We start from the raw sequence: 3239 nt of genomic DNA, 5'->3' as shown, positions 1-3239 counted from the left end.
TCGATCGTCAGCCGCTCATAGTCGGGGGTCGGGTCTTGGTCTGGCATGGGCCTGCCGTTCATTCCTCTTCACGATGTCCCGTGACGATAAATGGCCTGCCTCCGGCCGCAACCTGCTTAAAACGCTGCTTAACCGGCCAGAGAGGTTGCGCACCTCCGGGCGCCGTCGCACGGCTGCGGATACTATTCCGGCATCGCCATCGCGGATTCCCGCCGTCACGGTCGCCGTCACGGCCGGGTAATCTGAGTTAAGATTCTGACCCATATAGACGCGTGACAACAAACCCATCCTGCCACATCGCGCGCAGCACTGGATCGCGAATCTCGTCATAGGGGCAAAGCGCGAGATGGGCGACCGGATCGCTCGCGGCGATACGGCCGTCATTTCTGGCTTTCAAACAGTCTCTTGCGAAATCCGGCATCCTGCGGCCCCACTGCTGTCGTCGCGTCGTCCGACCCATGCTCAGATTCTTACAAAAGGGGCAATGGCTTGTCCCAAACCGACACAGCGCCCCACGCCGCACGGAGACACGGTTCGCCACGCCGCGAGCCGCACGGTCCGCACTGTCTCTACAGAAGCGACGATCGCGGCCGACGCTCTACGCAAGTACAGCTGGACCAGCGAGAATCACCCGACGGCCGATGCGGCAGATGAACCAGCAACGCTCGCCATCACTCGCCAGGATATTCGCCAAAGGTCTGAAGCTTCACGTCCTTCGACATTGCCGCACCGCAGCAAAGTCTGTGCGCATTGCAGCGGTGATTTATCGCACCCGCCTTTCACCTTCCCCACAACCGCCGATCGCAAGGAAAAACCGTCCGGCCACCATTGTGCAGTGATAGCGCTATCGATATCATCCCGAAAACAGTCGAAAAGGGGAGAGCGGATATGCGCATCGGATGTCGCGGCAACGAAGTCGTTCGAGGGGCAAGACGTCGTCTTGCGTGGCTGGTCGGCCTGACGATCGCAGTCGCCCCGCCCGCGCTGGCGCAGTCCTCCGACACCATGGCGTCGATCGCCATTCCCGCGCAGCCCGGCGCGATCGACCTCGGCACCGGGAAACTCCCCGGGGCGACCGCCCCCGAAGCCTGGCACAGCCAATATGGCAGCGTGTTCGCGCGCAACGTCACGGTCGCGACGCTGACCCCCGTCCTGCCCGATCCCGCCAAGGCCAACGGCACCGCGGTGATCGTCGCGCCGGGCGGCGGGTTCCGCACGCTGTCGATGGAAAATGAGGGCTGGGACGTGGCGCGCGCGCTCGCCGCGCGGGGCGTCGCCGCGTTCGTGCTCAAATACCGGCTGAACCAGACGCCGGCGGATCTCGAAACCTTCGCACGTCCCACCCCCGCGGGTGCCCCCCCGGGCGCAATGCCGCCACGCCGGGATCCCGCGGCGATGATGGCGGGCCTCGCGCCGCAGATCGCCGATGCGCGCGCGGCGTTCGCGCTCGTCCGCAAGCGGGCGGGCGAATGGCATGTCGATCCGGCCCGCATCGGCATGGTCGGCTTTTCGGCGGGCGCGATGCTGACGATGGCGACGACACTGGCAGGTCAGGACGCGAAGCCCGCATTCATCGGCAACATCTACGGCCCGCTCGGCGCGATGACGGTGCCCGCCGACGCGCCGCCGATGTTCGTCGCGCTGGCGGCGGACGATCCGCTGTTCGGCAATGCCGGCTACGGGCTGATCGACAGCTGGCGCACCGCCAAACGCCCGGTCGAGTTTCACCTGTACGAACAGGGCGGGCACGGCTTCGGCATGTATCCGAAGACCACCACGAGCACCGGCTGGTTCGACGAATTCGCGCGCTGGATGGCGATGCACGGCTGGATCAAGCCGGCGTAATAACCGCGCGCCTCACGACGCGATCGCCGCCTCCAGCGTCTGCAGGAACCGCGCCGGCGCCTCGACCTGCGGCGCATGACCCAGCCCCTCGAGGCGGATCAGCCGCGCGTCGGGGATGCGTCGTGCCGCGGTCACCGCCGCCTGCGGCACGGTCTGCACCTGTGCACGACGCGCGGGCGGCGCACTGCCCGCGCGGAACGCGGTCAGATCACGGTCGCCGATGATCAGCCGCACGGGCATCGCCAGCCGCGGCAGCTCGGCCGCGACCGGCTGGGTCTGGATCATGTCGGACAACCGCGCCTGCGCATCGCGCACGACGTCGCCGTCGGGACCGGCATATTGCCCCGCCAGCATCGCCACCCAGCGATCATAGGCCGGGCGCCATTCCCCGTGATAATAGTTGCGCAGCTGATACGCCTTGATCGACGCGGCATCGGTCTTCGCCTCCTCGGTGCGCAGCGCGCCGAGATCGGTATAGGGCACGCCCTGCGCCAGCGTGTCGTTCAGCCCGAGCGGATTGACGAGCACGAGCTGCGACACGCGCTCGGGGTGGAGCAGCGCGAACCGCGTCGCGAGGATCCCGCCGGTCGAATGGCCGACCAGGATGACCTTGCCCGCCCCGGCCCGGTCGAGCAGCCCGCGGGTCAGTTCGGCCATCGCGTTGAAGCTGTATTGATAGCCCTTGGGCTTGGACGATTTGCAGAAGCCGACCTGATCGGGCGCGATCACCCGGTAGCCTGCACCCGCCAGCCCGCGCGCGGTCTCGTCCCAGGTCGCGGCACAGAAATTCTTGCCGTGCAGCAGCACGACCGTCGTGCCGTTCGCGCGCGCGGTCGGTGCGAGGTCGAGATACGCCATCCGTACCGCCTGCCCCTGCGACGATCCGTCATACCAGCGCAGCGACGCGGGATAGGCAAAGCGCTCAAGATTGGCGCCAAGCGGCACGGTCTGGGCGAGGCCCGGCGTGGCGGAGACGGCGAAGGCAGCGACGGCGATCGCGGCGGGGATTTTGAAGCGGATCATCCGCCTCTAACGACCGGCCGCGGCGAGATGTCCCGTCCTACAAGCCCGGACCGTCCGCGTCATATTTGAGTTCGAGATACCGCCCCTGGATCGCGATCTCGTCGAGGCTGCTCCGCCCGAGGCATTCGCCGGCCCGCGCGAGCTCGGCATCGATCAGGCGCAGACCGTTGATCAGGTGATCGTCGGGCGTCCGGCCATCCGCCTGCATTTCGCGCCGCGCCGAAATGCCGACCATCCGCCAGCTGTCGACCAGCGCGGGCAGCTCGACCGCGACCAGCTTGCGGATCGACGCCGCGGCCGGGCTGCGCGGATCGAGCTGGGCGAGGCGCGGCGCCAGCGCCTCGAACCGGCTGCCCAGGGCATCGGCGAGC

The 3239-nt window shown here is 67.6% G+C and carries 2 protein-coding genes and 1 pseudogene; 1 reads left to right on the top strand and 2 read right to left on the bottom strand.

What is annotated here, in order from left to right:
• Nucleotides 1–888 precede the first annotated feature (888 nt).
• Nucleotides 889–1845, top strand: coding sequence for an alpha/beta hydrolase (locus sphsw_RS13240; protein WP_031441019.1), 957 nt, complete (start codon nt 889–891; stop codon nt 1843–1845).
• A 12-nt stretch (nt 1846–1857) separates the two neighbouring features.
• On the opposite strand, the gene sphsw_RS13235 is transcribed toward sphsw_RS13240, so the two are convergent.
• Both sphsw_RS13235 and sphsw_RS19845 read right to left on the bottom strand, forming a co-directional pair.
• Nucleotides 1858–2868 (bottom strand): alpha/beta fold hydrolase, encoded by a 1011-nt coding sequence (locus sphsw_RS13235; RefSeq protein ID WP_031441018.1) that lies wholly within the window; start codon nt 2866–2868, stop codon nt 1858–1860.
• A 37-nt stretch (nt 2869–2905) separates the two neighbouring features.
• Nucleotides 2906–3239, bottom strand: a pseudogene (locus tag sphsw_RS19845) (hypothetical protein); the annotation flags it as partial.

The sequence above is a fragment of the Sphingomonas sp. FUKUSWIS1 genome (genome assembly GCF_000733135.1).
GTDB classification, from domain to species: Bacteria; Pseudomonadota; Alphaproteobacteria; order Sphingomonadales; family Sphingomonadaceae; genus Sphingomonas; species Sphingomonas aerolata.
This window is presented reverse-complemented; position numbering and strand designations above follow the sequence as displayed.